At 72.8% G+C, this 22,273-nt stretch carries 25 protein-coding genes and 1 tRNA gene; 22 read left to right on the top strand and 4 right to left on the bottom strand.

Annotation, left to right across the window (positions count from 1 at the left end; genetic code table 11):
• The first annotated feature begins 5 nt into the window (after positions 1-5).
• From D7M15_RS08765 to D7M15_RS08780, 4 genes are all read left to right on the top strand, one after another.
• Positions 6-2,174, top strand: coding sequence for a biotin carboxylase N-terminal domain-containing protein (locus D7M15_RS08765; RefSeq protein WP_121516981.1), 2,169 nt, complete (start codon positions 6-8; stop codon positions 2,172-2,174).
• Positions 2,171-3,121, top strand: a complete 951-nt coding sequence (locus tag D7M15_RS08770; protein WP_121516982.1) for a hydroxymethylglutaryl-CoA lyase — start codon at positions 2,171-2,173, stop codon at positions 3,119-3,121. Before D7M15_RS08765 ends, D7M15_RS08770 begins: the two co-directional genes overlap by 4 nt.
• Before the next feature lie 3 nt (positions 3,122-3,124).
• On the top strand, positions 3,125-4,288 hold the full coding sequence (locus D7M15_RS08775) for an acyl-CoA dehydrogenase family protein (RefSeq protein WP_121516983.1): 1,164 nt from the start codon (positions 3,125-3,127) through the stop codon (positions 4,286-4,288).
• A gap of 116 nt (positions 4,289-4,404) precedes the next feature.
• A complete protein-coding gene (locus tag D7M15_RS08780; RefSeq protein ID WP_121516984.1) occupies positions 4,405-5,448 on the top strand; it encodes a DUF4429 domain-containing protein in 1,044 nt (347 codons plus the stop codon).
• A gap of 130 nt (positions 5,449-5,578) precedes the next feature.
• Here D7M15_RS08780 and D7M15_RS08785 read toward each other — a convergent pair whose 3' ends face one another.
• Complete coding sequence (locus tag D7M15_RS08785; protein ID WP_276314443.1) at positions 5,579-7,219, bottom strand: beta-N-acetylhexosaminidase; 1,641 nt, start codon at positions 7,217-7,219, stop codon at positions 5,579-5,581.
• Positions 7,220-7,511: 292 nt separating this feature from the next.
• Between D7M15_RS08785 and D7M15_RS08790 the strand changes: the two genes are divergently transcribed.
• Positions 7,512-7,790 (top strand): hypothetical protein, encoded by a 279-nt coding sequence (locus tag D7M15_RS08790; protein ID WP_121516985.1) that lies wholly within the window; start codon positions 7,512-7,514, stop codon positions 7,788-7,790.
• Between the two features lie 133 nt (positions 7,791-7,923).
• Positions 7,924-9,747, top strand: a complete 1,824-nt coding sequence (glmS, locus tag D7M15_RS08795; RefSeq protein ID WP_121516986.1) for a glutamine--fructose-6-phosphate transaminase (isomerizing) — start codon at positions 7,924-7,926, stop codon at positions 9,745-9,747.
• Between the two features lie 487 nt (positions 9,748-10,234).
• Here the strand turns inward: glmS and D7M15_RS08800 are convergent, their stop codons facing one another.
• Positions 10,235-10,756, bottom strand: a complete 522-nt coding sequence (locus tag D7M15_RS08800; RefSeq protein ID WP_121516987.1) for a universal stress protein — start codon at positions 10,754-10,756, stop codon at positions 10,235-10,237.
• A 762-nt stretch (positions 10,757-11,518) separates the two neighbouring features.
• On the opposite strand from D7M15_RS08800, the gene D7M15_RS08805 reads away from it, so the two are divergent.
• The 4 genes from D7M15_RS08805 to D7M15_RS08820 all read left to right on the top strand — a co-directional run bounded on the left by D7M15_RS08805 (position 11,519) and on the right by D7M15_RS08820 (position 15,170).
• Positions 11,519-12,895 carry a helix-turn-helix domain-containing protein gene (locus D7M15_RS08805; protein WP_121516988.1) on the top strand — a complete coding sequence of 459 codons (1,377 nt, stop codon included), beginning with the start codon at positions 11,519-11,521 and terminating at the stop codon, positions 12,893-12,895.
• A 102-nt stretch (positions 12,896-12,997) separates the two neighbouring features.
• Positions 12,998-13,630, top strand: coding sequence for an oligoribonuclease (gene orn / locus D7M15_RS08810; RefSeq protein WP_121516989.1), 633 nt, complete (start codon positions 12,998-13,000; stop codon positions 13,628-13,630).
• Between the two features lie 82 nt (positions 13,631-13,712).
• Positions 13,713-13,785, top strand: a tRNA-His gene (locus D7M15_RS08815).
• Positions 13,786-13,895: 110 nt separating this feature from the next.
• Positions 13,896-15,170, top strand: coding sequence for a site-specific integrase (locus tag D7M15_RS08820; RefSeq protein WP_121516990.1), 1,275 nt, complete (start codon positions 13,896-13,898; stop codon positions 15,168-15,170).
• Here D7M15_RS08820 and D7M15_RS08825 read toward each other — a convergent pair.
• Together D7M15_RS08825 and D7M15_RS08830 are read right to left on the bottom strand one after the other, a co-directional pair.
• The gene (locus tag D7M15_RS08825) at positions 15,167-15,406 is read right to left on the bottom strand and encodes a hypothetical protein (RefSeq protein ID WP_121516991.1); all 240 of its coding nucleotides are present in this window, start codon (positions 15,404-15,406) and stop codon (positions 15,167-15,169) included. The genes D7M15_RS08820 and D7M15_RS08825 overlap by 4 nt on opposite strands.
• 164 nt (positions 15,407-15,570) lie before the next feature.
• Positions 15,571-15,972 (bottom strand): hypothetical protein, encoded by a 402-nt coding sequence (locus D7M15_RS08830; protein ID WP_127201722.1) that lies wholly within the window; start codon positions 15,970-15,972, stop codon positions 15,571-15,573.
• A gap of 160 nt (positions 15,973-16,132) precedes the next feature.
• Between D7M15_RS08830 and D7M15_RS08835 the strand changes: the two genes are divergently transcribed.
• The 12 genes from D7M15_RS08835 to D7M15_RS08890 all read left to right on the top strand — a co-directional run bounded on the left by D7M15_RS08835 (position 16,133) and on the right by D7M15_RS08890 (position 22,258).
• Positions 16,133-16,474 carry a helix-turn-helix transcriptional regulator gene (locus D7M15_RS08835; RefSeq protein ID WP_240649193.1) on the top strand — a complete coding sequence of 114 codons (342 nt, stop codon included), beginning with the start codon at positions 16,133-16,135 and terminating at the stop codon, positions 16,472-16,474.
• Positions 16,471-16,728 carry a helix-turn-helix domain-containing protein gene (locus D7M15_RS08840; RefSeq protein ID WP_121516994.1) on the top strand — a complete coding sequence of 86 codons (258 nt, stop codon included), beginning with the start codon at positions 16,471-16,473 and terminating at the stop codon, positions 16,726-16,728. Before D7M15_RS08835 ends, D7M15_RS08840 begins: the two co-directional genes overlap by 4 nt.
• A gap of 92 nt (positions 16,729-16,820) precedes the next feature.
• On the top strand, positions 16,821-17,171 hold the full coding sequence (locus D7M15_RS08845) for a hypothetical protein (protein ID WP_121516995.1): 351 nt from the start codon (positions 16,821-16,823) through the stop codon (positions 17,169-17,171).
• Positions 17,168-17,494, top strand: coding sequence for a hypothetical protein (locus tag D7M15_RS08850; RefSeq protein ID WP_121516996.1), 327 nt, complete (start codon positions 17,168-17,170; stop codon positions 17,492-17,494). The genes D7M15_RS08845 and D7M15_RS08850 overlap by 4 nt, the downstream gene beginning before the upstream one ends.
• Positions 17,491-17,883 (top strand): hypothetical protein, encoded by a 393-nt coding sequence (locus tag D7M15_RS08855; protein WP_121516997.1) that lies wholly within the window; start codon positions 17,491-17,493, stop codon positions 17,881-17,883. The genes D7M15_RS08850 and D7M15_RS08855 overlap by 4 nt, the downstream gene beginning before the upstream one ends.
• Complete coding sequence (locus D7M15_RS08860) at positions 17,883-18,341, top strand: hypothetical protein (protein ID WP_121520463.1); 459 nt, start codon at positions 17,883-17,885, stop codon at positions 18,339-18,341. The genes D7M15_RS08855 and D7M15_RS08860 overlap by 1 nt, the downstream gene beginning before the upstream one ends.
• Positions 18,338-18,805: a hypothetical protein gene (locus D7M15_RS08865; protein ID WP_121516998.1), complete on the top strand. Its 468-nt coding sequence runs from the start codon at positions 18,338-18,340 to the stop codon at positions 18,803-18,805. The genes D7M15_RS08860 and D7M15_RS08865 overlap by 4 nt, the downstream gene beginning before the upstream one ends.
• Positions 18,802-19,638 carry a hypothetical protein gene (locus D7M15_RS08870; RefSeq protein ID WP_121516999.1) on the top strand — a complete coding sequence of 279 codons (837 nt, stop codon included), beginning with the start codon at positions 18,802-18,804 and terminating at the stop codon, positions 19,636-19,638. The genes D7M15_RS08865 and D7M15_RS08870 overlap by 4 nt, the downstream gene beginning before the upstream one ends.
• 1 nt (position 19,639) lies before the next feature.
• The gene (locus D7M15_RS08875; protein ID WP_240649195.1) at positions 19,640-20,689 is read left to right on the top strand and encodes a hypothetical protein; all 1,050 of its coding nucleotides are present in this window, start codon (positions 19,640-19,642) and stop codon (positions 20,687-20,689) included.
• A complete protein-coding gene (locus D7M15_RS08880; protein WP_121517000.1) occupies positions 20,686-21,033 on the top strand; it encodes a hypothetical protein in 348 nt (115 codons plus the stop codon). The genes D7M15_RS08875 and D7M15_RS08880 overlap by 4 nt, the downstream gene beginning before the upstream one ends.
• Complete coding sequence (locus D7M15_RS08885) at positions 21,030-21,830, top strand: exonuclease domain-containing protein (protein WP_121517001.1); 801 nt, start codon at positions 21,030-21,032, stop codon at positions 21,828-21,830. The genes D7M15_RS08880 and D7M15_RS08885 overlap by 4 nt, the downstream gene beginning before the upstream one ends.
• The gene (locus tag D7M15_RS08890) at positions 21,827-22,258 is read left to right on the top strand and encodes a phiSA1p31-related protein (RefSeq protein WP_121517002.1); all 432 of its coding nucleotides are present in this window, start codon (positions 21,827-21,829) and stop codon (positions 22,256-22,258) included. The genes D7M15_RS08885 and D7M15_RS08890 overlap by 4 nt, the downstream gene beginning before the upstream one ends.
• The last annotated feature ends 15 nt before the right edge of the window (positions 22,259-22,273 follow it).

A 22,273-nucleotide genomic window follows, 5' to 3' on the forward strand; every position in this document is an offset into this window, starting at 1 on the left:
TGACCATGTTCGACACGGTGCTGGTGGCCAACCGCGGCGAGATCGCCGTCCGGGTGCTGCGCACCCTCCGGGAGAGCGGCGTGCGTTCGGTCGCCGTGCACAGCGACGCGGACGCCGACGCCCGGCACGTACGGGAGGCGGACACCGCCGTCCGCATCGGCCCGACGGCCGCCGCCGAGAGCTATCTGTCCGTCGAGCGGCTGCTGGACGCGGCCCGCCGTACGGGCGCGCGGGCCGTGCACCCGGGATACGGTTTCCTCGCGGAGAACGCGGCGTTCGCCCGCGCCTGCGAGGCCGCGGGCCTGGTGTTCATCGGCCCGCCCGCGGACGCGATCGAGCTGATGGGCGACAAGATCCGCGCCAAGGAGACGGTGCGGGCGGCGGGCGTGCCGGTGGTCCCGGGCTCGTCCGGGAGCGGCCTGAGCGACGACGAACTGTCCGCCGCCGCGCGGAAGATCGGCATGCCCGTGCTGCTGAAGCCCTCGGCGGGCGGCGGCGGCAAGGGCATGCGGCTGGTGCGCGAGGAGTCGCGACTGGCGGAGGAGATCGCCGCCGCGCGCCGCGAGGCCCGCGGTTCCTTCGGGGACGACACCCTGCTGGTGGAACGCTGGATCGACCGGCCGCGGCACATCGAGATCCAGGTGCTGGCGGACGGGCACGGGCACGTCGTGCACCTCGGTGAGCGCGAGTGCTCCCTCCAGCGCCGCCACCAGAAGATCGTCGAGGAGGCGCCGAGCCCGCTGCTGGACGAGGCGACGCGCGCCGCCATGGGCGAGGCCGCGGTGGAGGCCGCGCGTTCGTGCGGCTACCGGGGCGCGGGCACCGTGGAGTTCATCGTGCCGGGCGACGACCCCGGGGCGTACTTCTTCATGGAGATGAACACCCGGCTCCAGGTCGAGCACCCCGTCACCGAGCTGGTCACCGGCCTCGACCTGGTGGAGTGGCAGCTGCGGATCGCGGCGGGCGAGCGGCTGCCGTACGCGCAGGAGGACATCACCCTCACCGGGCACGCCGTCGAGGCGCGGCTCTGCGCGGAGACGGCCCGCCTCGGGACCGACGAGCACACCGGGCGGCCGGAGCGGGTGGACTTCCTGCCGTCGGCGGGCACCGTGGTGCTCCTGCGGGAGCCGACGGGCGACGGCGTGCGGACCGACTCCGGGCTCGTGGAGGGCACCGAGGTCGGCACGGCGTACGACCCGATGCTCGCGAAGGTCATCGCGTACGGCCCGGACCGCCCGGCCGCCCTGCGCAGACTGCGGGCGGCGCTCGCGGGCACCTCGGTGCTCGGGGTGGAGACGAACGCGGCGTTCCTGCGGCGGCTGCTGGACCATCCGGCCGTGCGCGCGGGCGAGTTGGACACCGGCCTGGTCGACCGGGACGCGCACACCCTGGTGCGTACGGACGTGCCGGACGAGGTGTACGCGGCGGCGGCGCTGCTGCGGCACGCGGCGCTGGAGCCGGACGCCGGGGCGGGTCCGGGCGCGGACGGTACGGGGGGCGGCAGCGGCTGGACCGACCCGTTCTCCGTGCCGAACGGCTGGCGGCTCGGCGGCGAGGCGGCCTGGACGGTGCACCACCTGCGGGTGCACGGACACGACCCGGTCGCCGTCCGGGTGCGCGCCCGGCCCGCGCCGGGCGGCGGCACCGGCGTGCGGGAGGTGCGCGTGGGCGACGGCCCGCCGACGGAGGCGGCGCTGCACACGGGCGCGGGCACCGGTACGGGCTCGGGCGGCGACGGTGACCTGCGGCTCGTGTGGGCCGGGGTCAGCCACCGCTTCACGTACGCCGCCGCCGACGCGGACGTCCGCTGGTTCGGCCGGGACGGCGAGGCGTGGCAGGTCCGGGACCACGACCCGGTCGAGGCGGCGCTGCGGGGCCGGACGGGCGCGCACGGCGGCGAGGCCCTCACCGCCCCGATGCCCGGCACCGTCACCGTCGTGAAGGCGGCCGTCGGTGACACGGTCGCCGCGGGGCAGAGCCTGCTGGTGGTGGAGGCGATGAAGATGGAGCACGTCATCGCCGCGCCGTACGCGGGGACGGTCACCGAGCTGGACGTACGGGCGGGCGGCACCGTCGCCATGGACCAGGTGCTGGCCGTGGTCGAGCCGCTGGCGGAAGAGGCGGCACCGGAGGCGGCGGACACGCCCCGGGAGAGCGGGGAGGGTGCGCGATGACGCAGGGTCCGCCCGAGGGGCTGCCCATGACCGTGCGGGCCGACGGGCTGCCGTCCCGGGTCCGCGTCCACGAGGTGGGCGCGCGCGACGGCCTCCAGAACGAGTCGGCGGTCGTCCCGGTCGAGGTGAAGGCCGAGTTCGTCCACCGGCTGGCGGACGCCGGGCTGCGCACGGTCGAGGCCACCAGCTTCGTGCACCCCAGGTGGGTGCCGCAGCTGGCCGACGCGGAGGAGCTGTACCCGCGGCTGGCGGACCTGACCGGGGTGCGGCTGCCGGTCCTGGTGCCGAACGAACGCGGACTGGACCGCGCCCTGGCGCTGGGCGCCCGGGACGTGGCCGTGTTCGCCAGCGCCACGGAGTCCTTCGCCAAGGCCAATCTGAACCGCACGGTCGACGAGTCCCTCGCCATGTTCGAGCCGGTCGTGGCGCGGGCCCGCGCCGCGGGCGCGTCGGTGCGCGGCTATCTGTCGATGTGCTTCGGCGACCCCTGGGAGGGCCCGGTCCCGGCCGCGCAGGTCGTCCGGGTCTGCCGACGACTGGTCGACCTCGGCTGCGACGAGCTGAGCCTCGGTGACACCATCGGCGTCGCCACGCCCGGCCAGGTCACGGGCCTGCTCACCGCGCTGGACGCGGAGGGCGTCGGCCGGGACCGGCTCGCCGTCCACTTCCACGACACGTACGGCCAGGCGCTGGCCAACACGTACGCCGCGCTCCGGCACGGTGTCAGCACCGTGGACGCGTCGGCGGGCGGCCTCGGCGGCTGCCCGTTCGCGAAGAGCGCCACCGGCAACCTCGCCACCGAAGACCTCGTGTGGATGCTGCACGGCCTCGGCATCGAGACCGGAGTCGACCTCGGCCGCCTGACCGCCACCAGCGTGTGGATGGCCGAACGGCTGGGCCGCCCCAGCCCCTCCCGTACCGTCCGCGCGCTCTCCCACAAGGAGTGACCCATGTCCCTTGACCACCGCCTCTCCGACGAGCACGAGCAACTGCGCCGCACCGTCGAGGAGTTCGCCCACGACGTCGTGGCGCCGAAGATCGGGGAGTTCTACGAGCGGCACGAGTTCCCGTACGACATCGTCCGGCAGATGGGCGAGATGGGCCTCTTCGGACTGCCGTTCCCCGAGGAGTACGGCGGCATGGGCGGTGACTACCTGGCGCTCTGCCTCGCCCTGGAGGAGCTGGCCCGCGTCGACTCGTCCGTGGCGATCACGCTGGAGGCCGGGGTCTCGCTCGGCGCGATGCCCGTCTTCCGCTTCGGCACGGAGGAGCAGAAGCGGGAGTGGCTGCCGAAGCTGTGCGCGGGCGAGCGGTTGGGCGCGTTCGGGCTGACCGAGCCGGAGTGCGGCTCGGACGCGGGCGGCACCCGTACGACCGCGGTCCGGGACGAGAAGACGGGCGAGTGGGTGATCAACGGAACCAAGTGCTTCATCACCAACTCCGGCACGGACGTCACGGGCCTGGTCACCGTCACCGCCGTCACCGGCCGCAAGGAGAACGGCGCCCCGCTGATCTCCTCGATCATCGTCCCGTCCGGCACCCCCGGCTTCACGGTCGCCGCCCCCTACTCCAAGGTCGGCTGGAACGCCTCGGACACCCGCGAGCTGTCCTTCGCGGACGTGCGGGTCCCGGCGGCGAACCTGCTGGGCGAGGAGGGCCGGGGGTACGCCCAGTTCCTCCGCATCCTCGACGAGGGCCGCATCGCGATCTCGGCGCTGGCCACGGGCCTGGCGCAGGGCTGTGTGGACGAGTCGGTGGCGTACGCGCGGACGCGTACGGCCTTCGGCAGGCCGATCGGGGCGAACCAGGCCATCCAGTTCAAGCTGGCCGACATGGAGATGCGGGCCCACACCGCGCGCGTCGCGTGGCGGGACGCGGCCTCGCGGCTGCTCGCGGGCGAGCCGTTCAAGAAGGAGGCGGCGGCGGCGAAACTGTACTCGTCGGAGATCGCCGTGACGAACGCCCGTGAGGCCACACAGATCCACGGCGGGTACGGCTTCATGAACGAGTACCCGGTGGCCCGCATGTGGCGTGACTCGAAGATCCTGGAGATCGGTGAGGGCACCAGCGAGGTCCAGCGCATGCTCATCGCCCGGGAGTTGGGCGTCGGCTGACGCGGCTGACCGGGCGGGCACGCGGGCGGGCGTTGCGGCCACGCGGGCGGGCCCGGCGGGCACACGCGCGTCCCGGCGGCCACGTACGGGCGCCGGGGCGCGGGGATAATGGGCGGATGGCGGAAATCATCCAGCGCACCGGCACCTGGACGTTCGACGGCACCACCGTCCGGATCGTGCCGGGCAGCGGCAAGGGCGTGCACAACCTGCGCAGGACGCTGGGTGAGGTGGCCGTGCCGCTCATGGCGGTGGCGGGCATCGCGTACGAGGCGGGGCGCAAGGGCGGCCGCCTCCGGCTGCGCCTGCGCGACGGCGCGGACCCGCTCACGCAGGTGGCGCGCGGACGGCTGACGGACCAGGCCGACCCGTACCAACTGGCCGTGGAGCCGGACCGTACGGGCGTCGCGGAATACGTGGTGGACGAGGTGCGCCACGCGCTGCTGCTGGAGCAGATACCGGAGACGCCCTGCGACCGCTATCTGCTGCCCGGCCCGTCCGTCCCGCTGACCGCCGCCGGTACGGACGGGACGGCGACCTTCGACGGGGAGCGCGTCCAGCTCGAGTGGAACTGGCTGACGGAGGAGAGCAAGTCCTCCGTGGGGCCGCGGACGTTCGCCCTGCGGGAGCTGGCGTCGGTGGAGTGGACCCCGGCGATCGGATGGGAGAACGGCAGCCTCCGCTTCCGCCCGAAGGGCGCGCACGCCGCGCTGAAGCCGCAGCACGACCCCAACTGCCTGATGCTGTGGGGCGTACGGCAGGCCCGCGAGACGGGCGGCTCGGTGCTGCTCGCCGCGGCCGTCACGGCGCGGATGCCGCACCCGGGCACCGACGGTTCGGCGGACGGCCACCGCGTCGGCCGTGGCGAAGGGGACGGCGCCGACGGCCGTGCGCTGGACGGTGGTACGCGCCCGGCCGCTGTGGCGGGCGCGGGACCGGAGCGGGTGGCGCTGGGCAAGGGCGACGGGCCGGGCGGTACGGCGGACGGCCCGGCCCCGGCCACCTCGGGCACGCCGTCCGCCCCGGCCGGGGCGGACTCCGACGACGGCAACCACGACCGGCTGCTGCGCCGCCTCCGCGAGTTGGGAGAGCTGCACCGCGACGGGGTGCTGACGGACGAGGAGTTCGCGGCGGCCAAGGCCGCGGTGCTGGCCCGCTTCTAGCGCGCCGCACGGGACGGGCGGGCCCCGCCCGCCCGCCCCGTGCGTACGCCCCGCACGTCAACTCCGCGGCGCACGCGCCCCGTTCAGGCCGTCCAGGTCGCGCGCCCCGTCCAGCCCGCGTTCCGTCCCGTCACTCCGTCCACGGGATCTGCGGCGACCGCCACCACTCGATGCCGAGCGCGTCCCACCGCTCGCCGTGCTCGGCGATGCGCGTCCGGTACGCCTCCCAGTCGTGCGACTCCTCCGGCGACCAGCCCAGTTCGGCGATGCCCGGCAGCCGCGGGAACGCCATGAACTCGATGTCGTCGTTCGTCTCCAGCGTCTCCGACCACATCGGCGCCTCCACCCCGTACACCGCCTCGGACGGCACGCCCTCGACGTACGTGCCCGGGTTCCAGTCGTACGACTGCCGCGCCTCGACGTACCCCGCCCAGCTCAGCCCGAGCGGCGTGCTCTCGTCGTACTTCATGTCCAGGTAGGCGCGGTTGGCGGGCGAGAGGATCACCCGGGTGCCGTTGCGGGCCGCCTCCGCGAGCTCCGGTTCGCTCTGCGTGGTCCCCCAGAACTGGGCGACGGCGCCCTCGGCCGGTTCCGCCCCGGCGAGCTGGTGCCAGCCGATGACCTTCTTGCCGTACTCGGCCACGGTCGCCTGCGCCCGCTCCATGAACGCCGCGTAGTCCGCGTCGCTGGTGGAGTGCGCCTCGTCGCCGCCGATGTGCAGGTACGGGCCGGGCGTCATCTCCGCCACCTCCCGTACGACGTCGTCCACGAAGTCGTACGTGCGCTCCAGCGGTACGCACAGCGAGCTGAAGCCGACCTCGGTGCCGGTGTAGAGCGGGGGCGCGACGCCGTCGCAGTTCAGTTCGGCGTACGAGGCGAGGGCCGCGTTGGTGTGGCCGGGCATGTCGATCTCGGGGACGACGGTGAGCTGCTTCTCGCCCGCGTGACGGACGATCTCCGCGTAGTCCTCCTTGGTGTAGTGGCCGCCCTCGCCGCCGCCGACCTCCGTGCTGCCGCCGTACTCGGTGAGCCGCGGCCAGGAGTCGATGGCGATCCGCCAACCCTGGTCGTCGGAGAGGTGCAGGTGCAGCTTGTTGACCTTGTAGAGGGCGAGTTGGTCGATGTAGCGCTTGACCTGGTCGACGGTGAAGAAGTGCCGGGACACGTCGAGCATCGCGCCGCGGTACTCGTAGCGCGGCGCGTCGGTGATCCGCCCGCCCGCCACCTGCCAGGGGCCGGGCTGCTCGGTGTCCGCCTCGACGGCGGCGGGGAGCAGCTGGCGCAGCGTCTGCACGCCGTAGAACAGTCCGGCGCGGGTGCCCGCGCGGAGGGCGACGGAGTCGGCGGACACGTCCAGCCGGTAGCCCTCGGCGCCGAGGTCGGCGCCGTCCTCGCCGTCACCGAGGCTGAGCCGGATGCCGCCGTCGGCGCCCGCGGCGGGGGCGTCGTCGGTGACGGGCAGCGCGAACCCGGTGGCCGGACGCAGCAGTTCGGCCAGCTGCTCGCCGACCTTCCGGGCGTCGTCCGAACCCTGCGGGACGCGGATGGCGGTGTCCTCGGTGAGGGTGTACGGGTCGCCCTCGGGGGTCACGGACGCCGGCGCCGGTACGACGTGGTCCAGCGGGCGCGGCCCGTCGGCGGACGTGCCGGGGGTGTCGGACGTACCGGACGTGCCGGGGGTTCCGGCGGCCGCCGCGCTGGCCGACACGGCGCCCGGTACGGCGGCGACGAGCAGGGCAGCGCAGAACAGCGTGGGCAGGATGCGTCTCACGAGCGATCCCTTCGGGGCCTCGTTCACGGTGGGGGGACCTGGCGGGAGGTGACCCGGCCGGTACGGGTGAGGTGCGGCGACGGGTACGGGGGTGGCGGGTACGGGGGTGGGCAGTCGCGGGCCGGTGGTGGTCACGCTCCGGTCACACTCGTACCGCGCGGCCCGGCGGGGGTCAAGGTGTAGACCAATCCCGGCCCGTTCCACGGGGGTTCCACTGCGCCAATCCGGCGTTCCGTGCCCGGAATCGGGCAGGTTTCTTGCGGAACGACCCCCCAGGGCCCAATATCTACGGGTGCCCGAAAGCCCCGTACCGGTCCACGACGACCTCCTCGACCACCTCGTCCGCACCACCGCGCTCCCGCGCGGCGAGGCGGCGCGCGTGGTCCTGGACGTCCTGGCCTACTTCGACGAGACGACCGAGGAGTTCGTCCGCCGCCGCCACCGCGAGCTCCAGTCCCGCGGGCTGCGGAACCCGTCGATCTTCGAACGGATCGCCGCCGAACTCCCGTACCGCGCCGTGGCGCCGCCCGAGCTGTCGCTCCGTCAGCTGCGCCGCCTCGTCTACGGCTGACCCGCGCGGCGCCGCCCGGTACGGGCACGCACCACCGCCGGACCGCGGCCGACCGCCGCGAGAACCCCCGGCCCGGGGCGACGGGCACACAGCACGGGCACACAGCACCGACACGACTGCCGAGGAGAAGCGCATGTGCGGGATCGTTGGATACATCGGCAAACGCGACGTCGCCCCCCTGCTCCTGGAGGGCCTCCAGCGCCTGGAGTACCGGGGCTACGACAGCGCGGGTATCGCCGTCCACAGCAGGAGCGCCGGTCTGCGGACCGCCAAGGCCCAGGGCCGCGTACGGGAGTTGGAGTCCCGTATCCCCAAGCGCTTCACCGGCACCACCGGCATCGCGCACACCCGCTGGGCCACCCACGGCGCCCCGACCGACGCCAACGCGCACCCGCACCTCGACACCGAGGGCAAGGTCGCCGTCGTCCACAACGGCATCATCGACAACGCCTCCGACCTCCGCGCCAAGCTGACCGCCGACGGCGTGCCACTGGCGTCCGACACCGACACCGAGGTGCTCGCCCACCTGGTGGCCCGCGCGGGCGCGGACGGCGCGGAGACGCTGGAGGAGGCCGTACGGCAGGCGCTGCGGCACGTCGAGGGCACGTACGGCATCGCCGTGCTGCACGAGGACTTCCCGGACCGCATCGTGGTCGCCCGCAACGGCTCCCCGGTGGTCCTCGGCATCGGGGAACGCGAGATGTTCGTCGCCTCCGACGTGGCGGCGCTCGTGTCGCACACCCGCCAGGTCGTCACCCTCGGGGACGGCGAGATGGCGACGATCAAGGCCGACGACTACCGCACGTACACCACCGAGGGCTCGCGCACGTCGGCGTCGCCGGAGACCGTGGAGTGGGCGGCCGAGTCGTACGACATGGGCGGCCACGACACGTACATGCACAAGGAGATCGCCGAACAGGCCGACGCCGTGGACCGGGTGCTGCGCGGACGCATCGACGACCGCTTCGCGACCGTCCACCTCGGCGGCCTCAACCTGGACGCCCGCGAGGCGCGCGGCGTACGGCGCGTGAAGATCCTCGGCTGCGGCTCCGCGTACCACGCGGGCATGATCGGGGCGCAGCTGATCGAGGAGCTGGCGCGCATCCCGGCGGACGCCGAACCGGCCAGCGAGTTCCGCTACCGCAACCCGGTCGTCGACCCCGACACGCTCTACATCGCGGTCAGCCAGTCCGGCGAGACGTACGACACGCTCGCCGCCGTACAGGAGCTGAAGCGCAAGGGCGCGCGCGTGCTCGGCGTCGTGAACGTCGTCGGCTCGGCGATCGCGCGCGAGACGGACGGCGGCGTGTACGTGCACGCGGGGCCGGAGGTGTGCGTCGTCTCCACCAAGTGCTTCACCAACACCGCCGTCGCCTTCGCCCTGCTGGCGCTGCACCTGGGCCGTATCCGGGACCTCTCGGTGGCGGACGGCAAGCGGATCATCGCGGGGCTGCGGGCGCTGCCGGGCCAGATCGCGGAGATCATGGCGGAGGAGCCGCGGATCGAGAAGCTGGCCGGGGAGTACGCGCAGGCCAGGAGCATGATGTTCGTCGGCAGGGTGCGCGGCTACCCGGTGGCGCGGGAGGCGTCGCTGAAGCTCAAGGAGGTGTCGTACATCCACGCCGAGGCGTACCCGGCCTCCGAGCTGAAGCACGGGCCGCTGGCGCTCATCGAACCGGCGGTGCCGACCGTCGCGATCCTCCCCGACGACGAACTGCTCGACAAGAACCGGGCCACGCTGGAGGAGATCAAGGCACGCAGCGGCACGATCCTGGCGCTCGCGCACAGCGAGCAGGAGAAGGCCGACCACACGCTGGTGGTGCCGCGCAACGAGCCGGAACTGGACCCGATCCTCATGGGCATCCCGCTGCAACTCTTCGCCTACCACACGGCGTTGGCGCTGGGCCGGGACATCGACAAGCCGCGGAACCTGGCCAAGTCCGTCACCGTGGAGTGACCCCGGCGGTACGGGGAGCGAGGTACGGGGTACGGGGTGCGGGATACGGGGTGCGGGATACGGGGTGCGGGCCGGTACGGGAGCGGGTGAGCGGGCGGCCCGGTGACCGGTGGTGGCGGGTCGCCCGTGCGCGCCGCCGCCCGGGAGCGGGGCGGCCGACGGGCGTGTGACGGCGAAACTCCCGCGCGGGCCACCAACCGCGCGGGAGTCCGCCTCCCGATGCCGGCGTTGCCCAAGACGCCGGCGGGTGGGCTGCCGTACCCGGGACCGTCACCTCCCGGTCGGCAGCGCGCTGTTCTCTGTATGCCCATCACAAGCGCACAATCCACCTGCCGGGGCGGATTCTTCGGGGCGGATACGGAACGACGGGGTCACGGCGGGGGCGCGAACGGCGCGCGGGCGGGCGCGGAGCGCGCACCGGCGGGGTGGTACGGCGGGGGTGTCGGGGCGGGACGTCGGCGCGGGTCGGCGCGGGTCGGGTCGGGCGTTAGGGCACGACGACGACGGGGCGCTGCGCGCGGCGCGCGAGCCGCCCGGCCACCGAGCCGAAGAGGCGCCCGGCCAACCCGTGCGTGGAGCCGACGACGATCGCGTCGGCCTCGTACTCCTGCCCGACCTCCTCCAGCTCGTGGCAGATGTCGCCACCGCGCTCGACGAGGATCCAGGGCACCTCGGAGAGGTGGTCCGCGCAGGCCAGTTCCAGCCCCAGCACCTCGGTGCGGTGGTCCGGCACGTCGACGAACACGGGCGGCTCGCAGCCCGCCCAGACGGTGGTGGGCAGCCGGTTGGCGACGTGGACGATGATCAGGCCGGAACCCGTACGCCGTCCCATGCCGATCGCGTACGCCAGCGCCCGCTCACTGGAGAGGGAGCCGTCGAAGCCCACGACGACACCGTGCTGGAACGCCGGGTCGCAGGAATGGCGCGCGCTTTCCGCCTCGGCAGGCGTGACCGTCGGATCGGCCACCTGCTTGCGGTCCGCGGGTTCGGGGATCTCGTGTCCAGCCATGGATGTCTCGGCGCGGGGAGTCCTCTTGCGGAGGGAACGGTGGTGGTGTTCTGCGGGGCGGGTGGCGCAATGACGACTTGGAACCGTCTTTCCCGACCCTTACCCCAAGGATACGGCGACAGTCCCCCCTTGCCCAGGAACGCGGGGCGCGGCCCCCGGACGCGGGTTGACCCCGGAGCATGCCCGAGCGCGGCTGTTGGCGCAATGCCGCGCTGCGCCCCTTACGCCCCCTCGCGCCCCCACCCCGCCTTCACGAGAAACGCTCCGTGTCCCTACAGTTACAGGTACTCGGGCACTCCGTACGTCCCGCAGTCGCGGTCGACGCGCCGCGCGCCCGTTCCGACCTGCGCGCGTACGTCGTCGAACGCCGGGAGCGAAGGGTGGTGCAACAGGGGGCCGACACATGTGGTTTCGGCCTCGCGTGCACCCAACCCCTCCGTTTTTCGGCCAACTTCTGCATCGGAGGCCCGACGTGCCGACCATCACCGCCAACACCGGCGCCAGCAGGGCAGAAAGGAGCACTTCGGGCCTGTGCACCCTACGCTGGCAGGGCATGCGCCGGATGCGTACTACCCAACCGTGCCGTCGAGTGGAACGCTTCGTGATCGAATGCTTTACGCCAAGTTGCCTTGTCGACATAACGTCGAGTGTCGAAGTTGTCACTCCGGCCTCGCCCGACGCAGTAGATTCGATCTTGGCTATCGCCGCGGGGGATAAGTGCAGGACCGAGAGGACGCGACGATTGAGGGGGGCTTAGGTCCAATGAGCCAGGACTCCACGAACGGTCCGGCGCCGACCGCCCGCAAGCTGGCCACGCGCCGCAGGCGCGAGATCGTCGCCGTGCTGCTGTTCAGTGGCGGACCCATCTTCGAGAGCTCCATACCGCTCTCCGTATTCGGCATCGACCGCCAGGACGCGGGAGTCCCCCGTTACCGCCTGCTGGTCGCCGCCGGTGAGGACGGCCCGCTCCGTACCACCGGCGGGCTCGAACTCTCCGCCCCCTACGGGCTGGACGCGCTGTCCCGCGCGGGCACCGTGGTGGTCCCCGCCTGGCGCTCCATCACCCAGCCCCCGCCCGCCGCCGCCCTGGAGGCGCTGCGCAGGGCGCACGAGGAGGGGGCACGGATCATCGGCCTGTGCACCGGCTCCTTCGTCCTCGCCGCGGCGGGCCTGCTCGACGGCCGCCCCGCGACGACGCACTGGATGTACGCGCCGACGCTGGCCAAGCGGTACCCGGCCGTGCACGTCGACCCGCGTGAACTCTTCGTCGACGACGGCGACATCCTCACCTCCGCCGGCACCGCGGCCGGGATAGACCTGTGCCTGCACGTCGTCCGCACGGACCACGGCGCCGAGGCGGCCGGTGCGCTCGCCCGGCGCCTCGTGGTGCCGCCCCGCCGCAACAACGGTGTGGACACGGGGCATCCACGCCACCTGGACCGCTCCTTACCCGAGGAGATCGGCGCCGACCCGCTGGCCGAGGTCGTCGCCTGGGCACTGGAGCACCTGCACGAGCAGTTCGACGTCGAGACGCTGGCCGCGCGCGCGTACATGAGCCGCCGCACGTTCGACCGCAGGTTCCGTTCGCTCACCGGGAGCGCCCCGCTCCAGTGGCTGATCACCCAGCGGGTCCTCCAGGCGCAACGCCTGCTGGAGACCTCCGACTACTCCGTCGACGAGGTCGCGGGACGCTGCGGCTTCCGCTCCCCCGTCGCGCTGCGCGGGCACTTCCGGCGGCAGTTGGGCGCGTCACCCGCGGCCTACCGCGCGGCGTACCGCGCCCGGCGTACCGACGGCGACGAGTCCCGCGTACCGGAAGCGCGCAAGGAGGCGGCGGCCGCCGCTGCCGCCGCCGAACGGGAGGCCGAAGCGGGCACGGGCGCCGGAGGCATGGGCGCACAGGGGGCGCCGGGGGCGCACACTCCGCCCGCCGGTGCGCCCGGAGGGGTGCCGCCGGGGGCGGTCCCCGCGGCGGGCGTGCCGGGAGGGGCGGGCGGGCACGGTACGCACGGCGGACACGGCGCGGGCGGCGGCATGGACGCCGACGGGCGTACGGCCGACCACGCCAAGCCGGACCCGGACGCCTGGGCGCCGCGACTGCCGCGACAGCGGGGACGGAGCTGGGGGGTGGCACCGTAGGGCGGCGGCCTGCCGCGGCCCACGGCGCCACCGCGCGCACCGGCCCGCACCCGAGCCGCACCGCGCGGCACCGGCCCCGGACCGGCGACGTAGGGTGAGCGCATGAACGATCGCATGGTGTGGATCGACTGCGAGATGACGGGTCTCTCGCTGTCCGACGACGCTCTCGTCGAGGTGGCGGCGCTCGTCACCGACTCGGAGCTGAACGTGCTGGGCGAGGGCGTGGACATCGTGATCCGCCCGCCCGCCGAAGCCCTGGAGTCCATGCCCGAGTTGGTACGCACGATGCACACCAACTCCGGGCTGCTCACCGAGCTGGAGCGGGGCACGACGCTCGCGGACGCCGAGGAGCAGGTCCTCGCGTACGTACGCGAACACGTCAAGGAGCCCGGCCGCGCGCCCCTCTGCGGCAACTCCGTCGGGACCGACCGCGGTTTCCTCGCACGGGACATGCGGACCCTGGAGTCGTACCTGCACTACCGGATCGTGGACGTCTCCTCGGTGAAGGAGCTGGCCCGCCGGTGGTTCCCGCGTGCGTACTACAACAGCCCGGAGAAGAAGGGCAACCACCGCGCCCTGGCGGACATCCGCGAGTCGATCGCGGAGCTGCGCTACTACCGCGAGGCGGTCTTCGTACCGCAGCCGGGGCCCGACTCGGACACCGCGCGGAAGATCGCGGCCCGGCACACCCTCTCCGCGGACGGCACGCCGCCGCCCACCCCCGAGGGCGCCTGACCGGGGCCGCGCGAAAGCCGGGCGCGAGCACCCCGGCTGACCCTGTACACTTCTTCACGGCCGGGGGAAAGCGCCGGTCATGGTGGATGTAGCTCAGTTGGTAGAGCACCTGGTTGTGGTCCAGGAAGTCGCGGGTTCAAGTCCCGTCATTCACCCTCACTGATCAAGGGCTGACCTGCGAGAACGGGTCGGCCCTTGTTCATACCCGGAGCCACGGGGGTCCCGTGGGGGTCCCAAGCCCTCACATCCGCCCTACAGTCGGCCCATGGCCTACATCACCGAGCGCCCACAACGTAACGGTTCGGTCACGTACCAAGTCCGGTGGATCGAAGGCGGCGGCCGGGTCGGCGAGAAGGCCGACGAGAAGTTCGCCGACCGTACGGACGCCGAGACCTTCAAGACGCTCGTCAACGCCCACGGGCAGCGCTGGCCACCCGGCTGGATCCGCGGGCAAGGCTTCGTCGAGGCGCCAGAGCACCCCGACGACGTACCGCTACTCCCCTGGTGCCACCGGTACGTCAACCGCCTCACCGGAGTCGACGAGCGCACCCGCGACGACTACCGCCGCGACATCGACCGGCACCTCGCACTGATCCAGCACACCCGGCACTCCGGGCAGGCCGTCGAGCCCACGATCGGGAACATCACCGCCGACGACGTCCAGGACTGGGTGCGCCTCCAGGAGAAGGGCGAGGAGAACCCCGAGACGCCCGGGAAGTGGATCCGTCGCCCCGCCTCACCGAAGTCCATCGCGAACCGGCACGGGCTCCTGTGGTGCATCGTTCAGGCGGCCTTGGAGTCCGAACCGCAGCGCCGTACGAAGAACTGCTGCGTCGGCACGCGTCTGCCTCGTACGGACGACGGCGTCGACGCCGAGATGGTGTTCCTGGAGCAGGACGAGTACCAGCGCGTCCGCGTCGAGTTCACCGATCCGGGCGCCCTGGATCTGGCCGACTGGCTGGTCGGCACGGGCATGCGCTGGGGCGAGGCGACGGCCCTCCAGGTGCGGGACCTGAAGCTCAGCGCGGACAATCCGACCGCGTCGGTCGAGCGGGCCTGGAAGCGGGCCCCGAAGGGCAGCACCAAGTCGTTCTTCTTGGGGCCGCCGAAGACGAGGAAGGCGCGGCGGCTCGTCGGCTTGAGTGGCGCGCAGGTGGACATGGCCCGCCGCCTGGTGACCGGTCAGCCGCCCGAGGCGGCCGTGTTCCGTACGGCGTGGGGCAATGCGTGGGCGCACGGCAACTTCTACAACCGGAAGTGGCGGCCGGCGGTTGAGGCGGCCGTTGCGGCGGGGCTGCCTCGGCGGCCGAGGATTCACGATCTGCGGCACACGCACGTGTCGTGGCTGATCGCGGCGAACATCCCGTTGCCCGCGATCCAGGCGCGTCTGGGGCACGAGTCGATCCAGACGACGGTGGACCGGTACGGGCATCTCGTACGCACCCTGGACGCGGAGATCTCGGCGGCCGTGGAGGCGGCGATGTCGCCGGTGGCGCGGCATCTACACGCGGTGCGTGACGGCGAGGAGCGGGGGGCCTAGCTGGCTCTGCGGGTCTGGGGCGGCGTGGTGGCGTCGTCCCAGTTCTGCGTCAGCTTGCCGTGGCGTCCGAGGTGTTCGGCGAATCGATTCAGCGCGGCGCAGAGTTCGTCGCTGGCGTGGTCGGGGTGGACGGCGAAGTCGAGGCGTCCGGACTGTTCGATGACGGTCAGGATCTCGCCGTCGGGCAGGAGGGTGGTGCGCTGGAATCGAAGCGAAAGCGTGCGCGTCTCAGCCATGAGGCTCCCCCAAGGAGCGTAGTTCACGTGTTCGATTGTCCGGCTTCATGCAGGCTACACCGGATGTCCACGCCCCCAGGCGGATCACTCATCGTGCCATTTCGGCCACGCTGAGGCCAGCGAAGGGGAAGAAAACTACGATCCGTGACGAGTGGGGGTAAACGTCACTCGGCGGTGAACGCGTCGATCAGCCGCGTCAGCTGCTCGCGCTGGGCGGGCGTCAGGCGCTCAGCGCGCTCGACGAGGGCGCGTGCTTCCCCGGATGCCGACCACACGGTGTCGATGCCGAGGAACTGCGCACCCGCCGCGTCCTGGACTCGGCCGAGGCTGACCTGCATGCCGGCGGCGAGTCCGCGCAGCGTCGACAGGTCGGGGGGGATGACGCCCTGCTCGGACGCGAGGCGGTGCAGCCACGACGGCTTGACGGACTGCTGCCCGGTCTCGGGGTCGATGCTCTGCTCGGCCATGCGGTCGAATGACAGGCCGAGGTACTCCTTGCGTTCGCGCAGCAGTTCGGACAGGTGTGCGCGCTGAGGTGGGCCGCCCTGCGGGGTCATGGGGCTCATCCTGCCACTCCGTGTCGTGTGATCGGTCCCCGGTGTCCATGCAACCCCGGAGATTTGGACCGAAACTACCCTGCCCGCGAGGGGCTTCACCCCTGCGCGTCGGACTAATTGTCCACGCCGTAGCCATTGCATCCCATGGACGTTCTGTCCATCGTGTGCAATGCTCTCTCCATCCACGCAATGCAACAACTCACTGCACGAGGTGGAGATGATCACGCACACCCTCATGTACCAGCTCCTCGACCCGGAGCTGCTGCACCGCCTGATGCAGCGCACCGGTACCGGGGCGCGCGTCTCGATCCGGGAGCTGTCCACGGCCTCCGGTGTCCCGCGCTCCACCATCCACAACCTGACGACCGGCAGCCAGCAGTCGGTGGCCGCCAACACCGCCCACGCCATCGCGCAGGCCATCGGCGTCGACGTCCTGATCCTGTTCGCCCCGGCCGGGCGCAGCTCGGCGCCGACGCAGGCCCGGCGCCCCGAGGCGGCGGTGACCGCATGACCGCCGCGACGTACGACTTCGCCGAGGCCGCGCGCAAGATCGGCTGCTCCGAGACCTGGCTGCGACGCAACAGCGTCCGACTGCCCCGGCAGAAGTGCGGCCGCGACGTCCGCTTCTCCGAGTCGGACTGCGCGCGCATCCAGGAGATGCACCACCTGGAGCCGCAGGCGGCGAGCCAGCCCACCGCGATCGGGCCGAAGGGCGCTCCCGCCCTGTCGAGCCTCAAGCCGCTCCCGAGCCGCACGTCGGCCTGAACGGCAAGAGGAGCCACCCCCAACTGCCAGGTCCGGGGCGGCCCCTCTCTACGGCACTACCCCGCCAACCATCAGAAAGCGAGGCGCGCGCCATGAGCGTGAAGCCTATCCCCGTCCCCCTCGGCGACTACCGCCGGACCATGGACAACCGCAACGGGTTCGACGCCATGCAGGGCTACCTCGCCCTGCCCGCGCCCGCCGTCATCGAAAAGCCGGACGCCGTACACGTCACCCTCCACGACCCCGACGACCTCGCGTACTGGGTGGTCTCCCTGGGCGGCGACATCCACGTCGGCTCCCCGACGGACGGCGCCGCGCTGTGGACGCTGCACACGCAGACGCCCCGCCGGGCGGACGGGTCGACGGTGACGATCCTCGTGCACGTCGCGGTCGTCGACGGCACGGACGTGCTGACCGAGGTGCGCAGGGCGGTGGCGGCATGAGTACGCCGACCGTGGTGGCGCAGGCGGTGCGGTCGCGTCGGGCCCGTGAGGCGGCCCGCGTGCAGGCCCCGCCGCCGAAGCCGAAGAAGCCGGTCCGCCCCGTGGCGGGGCCGGAGGTGCAGCTGGTCGTACGGGCGGCGTCCCGGGAGGCGTGGCGGGAGCGTGTCGCCGCGCTGGGCCTGACGGAGTCCCGTACGGGCGGTGGGCTGGTGGCGACGGGGGTGCACGGCGGTGTCGCCGTACGGCTCGTGGCCGAGGGCGCGGGGCCGGTTGTGTCGGCGCCGGGTTACTCCCGCCGGTACCGGAAGGGGGCCCGGCCGTGAGTGATCCCCAACAGCAGTCGCCGCGCCCGCAGTTGTCGTTCGGGTTGACCGCGGACTGGCTGCGCGCCCGTGTGCGGGTCGACGCGATCCAGCACGACACGCTGCTGGCGCTGGGTCGTGCGTGGGCCGAGGAGGGCGGCGAGGCGGACATCGCGCGCGCCGCCGACCAGCTGGCCGAGGCGCTGTCCGGCGACCCGTCGCCGGAGGAGTTGGACGCGCGGGTGCAGGCGGTGGAGGACGCGGCCGCCGTGGACGACGCGGTCGTGGAGTTCGGTTTGGCGGACGCGGTGCGGCTGCGGGACGAGCTGGACGCGGTGATCGCGGTGTTGTCGCGGTTCTCGCGGCCTCGTCTGGACGCGGTGCCGCAGCAGGATCGGGGGGCGGCGTGATGCCGATCTACCTGCCGGCTCCGGCGCCGCGCCTTGGCGGGCCGGACGGCCGCGGTTGGACGCGGCTCTCCATCGCCTCCATGGGCGGACTCGGCGGCGACGAGTGCGCACTGCGCCCGCTCGACTACACGCACTGGCTCGAGTCGTACGCGGACACTCGGCATGCCCGCTACGGCGGCTACGGGGCGTGTGTCCGTGCTGGGCAGTGCAACGAGTGCCCGATTCTCGCTGCCCGGTCGCACCTGGATGCGTTCGACTCCCGCGTCCTGGTGCGTGTGCACCCGGAGGACGGGCGGCCGTACCTGATGAGCCGTCCCGAGGACGGCTGGGCGTCTGGTGCCCTCCGCTGGTCGTGGGAGCGGCTGGCCCGCATGGAGGGGTGGGAGCCCGACGGACGCCACCAAGATCAACACGGCGGCGGGTTCTGGCTGAAGCGCGTCGGGGGTGAGCCGTCGTGAGCGCCCCGTACGACACCGTCGACGTGCCCCGCCTCCTCGCCTCCCTCTGCCGCGCCGCCGAACGCGACGGCCTGTGCATCTCCGCCACGCGCGTGCGTGACCTGGTGAACAGCCTCCGCGAGGACGGCCGCCGCGAAGCCCAACGAGACGCCGACCGTGCCGACGCCCGGCTGGAGTTGGCCACCGAGTTCCGCGTGCCGCTGCCCGAGGGGCCGGGCGGGTACGGCGAGGTCGTCGTACGCCGCCGCGCCCTCAACTCGACGCTGTTCGCGGTCACCGACGGGTCGATGCACGGCACCTGCGCGTGGGTCGGCGACCAGTGGCAGTACCTCGGGGACTGCGGCCGGGACGCGGCGTACGTGCACGACCTCGGGTCGGCGCTGGCGCTCGCGGAGGAAGTCGCGCAGCTGGAGCGGGCGAGCATCGAGGCCAGCATCCGCCGGGAAGCGGGTGACCGGCGATGACCGACCCGAAGCACGCCATCGCCACCGACCGGGGCCGCTACTACCGCGACCCCGCAGGCGGCCCCGACCTCATCTCCGTCACCAACGCCCTCGGCGCCATCCACAAACCCGCACTCGTGCCCTGGGCATCCGGGCTCGTCGCCGACGCCGTCGTCGCCGACCCGATCTCCACCGCACGCCGCGCCCGCACCGAACCGGCCGCGCTCCGCAAAGAGTTGGCCGGACTCCCCCGCGGCGTTTCCGACCACGCGAAGGATCTCGGCACGCGGGTGCACCACCGTGCGCACGCCATCGTCATCGGCGCCCCCTACCCGGCCGACCCCGAAGTCGAGCCGTACGCGATCCAGCTCGCGCAGTGGTTCCGGCTGTGGCGCATCGACTTCGAGACGCACGTCCTCGCCGTCGAGACCACCGTCCTCAACCGCCGCCGCGGATACGCGGGCACCGGCGACGTGTGGCTGTGGCTGCCCACCGGCCCCGACGGCACGTGGCAGCTGTGGCTCATCGACTACAAGACGTCCGCCCGGAAACCGGCGACGACGGTCTACGACGAGCAGCCGCTGCAACTCGCCGCGCTGCGGCACGCCCCCGAGTGGCTGCTGCCCGACGACAGCAGCGAGCCCGCGCCGCGCGTACACCGCACCGCGCTGCTCAACCTGCGGCCCCGCAGCCACCGGCTGATCGAGGTGCCGTCCGGCCCCGAGCAGTACCGCGGGTTCCTCGGCGCGCTGGCCACCTCCCGCTACCTGCACGCCGCCCCGGCGGCCTCTTCCCTTCCGACGATCCTGCCGCCTTGGGCGCCGGGCTCGCCGACGACCCGAAAGGCGGCCTGACATGGGTAGCCGCATCCTCACCATGAAGCGGCAGGCCGCCGAACTCGGCCGCCTCCGCACCGGCTACAGCGTCCCGAACAAGGACCCGAAGAAGCGCAACCGGGCCGTACGGTCGGAGACGTTCATCTTCTCCTCCCACTCCCGCGACTACGTTGCGGCTGCCGCCCAGCTGTACGGCGGGCAGGTCGAGGAGTGGACTCCGCAGGGCCAGAAGGCCACCCAGTACCGGGTCATCACCGAGGCCCGCGAGCTGCGCGCCGTGCTCCCGACTGGCGACCCGCTGTCCCAGTCGTACGAGATGTGGACCGGCGGGGGCTGCGCGCGGCGCTGCGACGGTCAGACCGAGCAGCTCACCCGGCGGCCGTGCCTGTGCCTCGCTCAGTACGGCGAGAAGTGGCACGAGCGCGGCCCGGATGAGGTGTGCCGCCCGACCACCCGCATCAACGTGATGTTGCCGGACCTGCCGGACGTCGGCGTGTGGCGGCTGGAGACGCACTCCTACTACGCCGCGGACGTGATGGCTGGGGTCATCGACACCGTTCTCCAGGCCACCGACGGCAAGTCGTTCATGCCGGTGCGGATGTGGATCGAGCAGCGCACCCGCAAGGCGGGCGGGGTGACGAAGAACTTCCCCGTCGTGATGGTCGTCCCCAGCGTCCCGCAGCTGCGGCAGGCCCTGTCCGGGCCGATCTCGACGGCGGTCGCGCTCGGGGCCGCGCCGGAGGACCGTCCCGCGCTGGAGCCCGGGACGGGAGGCCAGCCGGATTACCTGGCTGAGGCCCGCGCGTGCCGTACGGCCGCCGAGGTGCGGCAGGTGTGGGTGCGCGGCAACCGGGCCGGGCACATCGCGAAGGACAGCGACCTGTCCGCGCAGATCCAGCGGATCGCCGCCGACATCGACCGGGGTGTCGATCCGTCCACCGGGGAGATGGACGACGGGGCTCCGGGCCCGGACGACGAGGGCGTGTACGACGTCGAGGTCGTCCGCGAAGAGGCCGACGAGCCGGCCGAGTGGCCGGAGGTCGCGCAGCCGGGCGGGGGCGCCCGATGACGAACCCGCCTCCCGAGCAGCCGCTCGAAGCCCGCTGCGACCACTGCCGCCAGAACCGGCCCCTGTTCCTGTACGAGCCCGACCACGACATGCACCTCACCGGCATCACCTGCGAGTGGTGCGCCCGAGGCAGGCAGCCGCTGCTCTGTGCCCGCTGCTGGAGCGTCGAGAAGGCCCGCGAAGAGGCCGACCCCGGCGACCCGGCCGACAACGAGGCGGCTGCTGTGTTCGTCCAGCTCGTACGCAACAACCACCGTCACATCACCCGCCGCGAGGCGGACAAGGCCGCTTGTGACGGCATCGAGGCGGCCACCCGCGCCGCTGAGAGCGGCGATGCCTCATGAGCTGGCACCTCGGCAGCCTGTGCGCCTTCGACCTGGAAACCTCGGGCGTCGACGTCGAGCAGGACCGCATCGTCACCGCCGCAGTCATCCCCATCCACCGCGGCACGCCACCCGCACCCCGGACATGGCTCGCCAACCCCGGCATCGACATCCCGGACGAGGCCACCGACGTGCACGGCATCAGCACCGAGCACGCCCGTACCCACGGCCGCCCCGCCGCCGACGTGATCGAAGAGATCACGGAGGCGCTCGCCGACCAGGTCGGCCGCGGCGTACCCATCATCGGGCACAACATCGGCGGCTACGACCTCACCCTCCTCGACCGCGAGTGCCGCCGCCACGGCCTGAAGACGCTGACGGACCGGCACCCCGACGGGCAGATCTGGCCCGTCATCGACACCGCCGTCCTCGACAAGGTGGTGCTGCCCTTCCGGCGCCGCGTCTCGGAGAAGCAGGGCGCCCGGCAGCTCATCACCCTCGCCGCCGTCTACGGGCTGCGGTGGGACGAGGCCGACGCGCACGGCTGCGAGTACGACGCGCTGCAAGCCGCGCGGGTCGCGTGGCGGATCGGGCGGCTCGCCCACAGCCCGCGCGAGGAGTGGCCCGACCACATCCGCGCCGAGCGCACCGCGCTGTTCCACCAGCTCGCGGGGCTCGACCTCGAAACGCTGCATCACCGGCAGATCGCCTGGGCGAAGTCGCAGGCGGCCGGGCTCGAAAAGCACTTCCGGAAGACCGACCCGGCCGCCGTCGTCGACGGCTCGTGGCCCCTGCGCCCCTGGGAGACACCCTCATGAACAACGACCCGATCTACCCCGACGCCTACCGCCTCCTCCTCACCGTCGACGACCAGGGCCGCATCGTCATGCACCACCGCACCCTGTGCCCGCACCTCGCCGTCACCGCCCTCCGCATCGCCGCCGACGTGATCGAAGCCCGCCAAGGCGACGGCGACGGGGAGTTGGTTGACCTGCCCGTCAACTCCCGCGACGGACACCTCGACACCAGCCGACGCGTGTGGACCGACGGCGCCGGACACGCCTGGAACCTCGGTTTGGACTGGGTCGACATCACCGGCCACGCCTGGCGCTGGACCGGCGACCTCGACCCCGGCGGCCGTGCGCCGATGATGCGCGCGGCCACGGGCGACGAGACGGAGCCGCTGGACGTGCTCCGCGCCGTGTACGGGCCGATCAGCCCCGCGCCGCAGGCAGGTGACGCGTGATGTTGGACGCCCTGC

The organism is Streptomyces sp. Z26 (genome assembly GCF_003665095.1).
Classification (GTDB): domain Bacteria; phylum Actinomycetota; class Actinomycetes; order Streptomycetales; family Streptomycetaceae; genus Streptomyces; species Streptomyces phytohabitans.

Coding starts and splice junctions, on each gene's coding strand:
- D7M15_RS08765 (WP_121516981.1), top strand. CDS start 6: ATGTTCGACACGGTGCTGGTGGCCAACCGCGGCGAGATCGCCGTCCGG.
- D7M15_RS08770 (WP_121516982.1), top strand. CDS start 2,171: ATGACGCAGGGTCCGCCCGAGGGGCTGCCCATGACCGTGCGGGCCGAC.
- D7M15_RS08775 (WP_121516983.1), top strand. CDS start 3,125: ATGTCCCTTGACCACCGCCTCTCCGACGAGCACGAGCAACTGCGCCGC.
- D7M15_RS08780 (WP_121516984.1), top strand. CDS start 4,405: ATGGCGGAAATCATCCAGCGCACCGGCACCTGGACGTTCGACGGCACC.
- glmS (WP_121516986.1), top strand. CDS start 7,924: ATGTGCGGGATCGTTGGATACATCGGCAAACGCGACGTCGCCCCCCTG.
- D7M15_RS08800 (WP_121516987.1), bottom strand. CDS start 10,756: ATGGCTGGACACGAGATCCCCGAACCCGCGGACCGCAAGCAGGTGGCC.
- D7M15_RS08805 (WP_121516988.1), top strand. CDS start 11,519: ATGAGCCAGGACTCCACGAACGGTCCGGCGCCGACCGCCCGCAAGCTG.
- orn (WP_121516989.1), top strand. CDS start 12,998: ATGAACGATCGCATGGTGTGGATCGACTGCGAGATGACGGGTCTCTCG.
- D7M15_RS08820 (WP_121516990.1), top strand. CDS start 13,896: ATGGCCTACATCACCGAGCGCCCACAACGTAACGGTTCGGTCACGTAC.
- D7M15_RS08825 (WP_121516991.1), bottom strand. CDS start 15,406: ATGGCTGAGACGCGCACGCTTTCGCTTCGATTCCAGCGCACCACCCTC.
- D7M15_RS08830 (WP_127201722.1), bottom strand. CDS start 15,972: ATGAGCCCCATGACCCCGCAGGGCGGCCCACCTCAGCGCGCACACCTG.
- D7M15_RS08835 (WP_240649193.1), top strand. CDS start 16,133: ATGCTCTCTCCATCCACGCAATGCAACAACTCACTGCACGAGGTGGAG.
- D7M15_RS08840 (WP_121516994.1), top strand. CDS start 16,471: ATGACCGCCGCGACGTACGACTTCGCCGAGGCCGCGCGCAAGATCGGC.
- D7M15_RS08845 (WP_121516995.1), top strand. CDS start 16,821: ATGAGCGTGAAGCCTATCCCCGTCCCCCTCGGCGACTACCGCCGGACC.
- D7M15_RS08850 (WP_121516996.1), top strand. CDS start 17,168: ATGAGTACGCCGACCGTGGTGGCGCAGGCGGTGCGGTCGCGTCGGGCC.
- D7M15_RS08860 (WP_121520463.1), top strand. CDS start 17,883: ATGCCGATCTACCTGCCGGCTCCGGCGCCGCGCCTTGGCGGGCCGGAC.
- D7M15_RS08870 (WP_121516999.1), top strand. CDS start 18,802: ATGACCGACCCGAAGCACGCCATCGCCACCGACCGGGGCCGCTACTAC.
- D7M15_RS08875 (WP_240649195.1), top strand. CDS start 19,640: ATGGGTAGCCGCATCCTCACCATGAAGCGGCAGGCCGCCGAACTCGGC.
- D7M15_RS08880 (WP_121517000.1), top strand. CDS start 20,686: ATGACGAACCCGCCTCCCGAGCAGCCGCTCGAAGCCCGCTGCGACCAC.
- D7M15_RS08885 (WP_121517001.1), top strand. CDS start 21,030: ATGAGCTGGCACCTCGGCAGCCTGTGCGCCTTCGACCTGGAAACCTCG.
- D7M15_RS08890 (WP_121517002.1), top strand. CDS start 21,827: ATGAACAACGACCCGATCTACCCCGACGCCTACCGCCTCCTCCTCACC.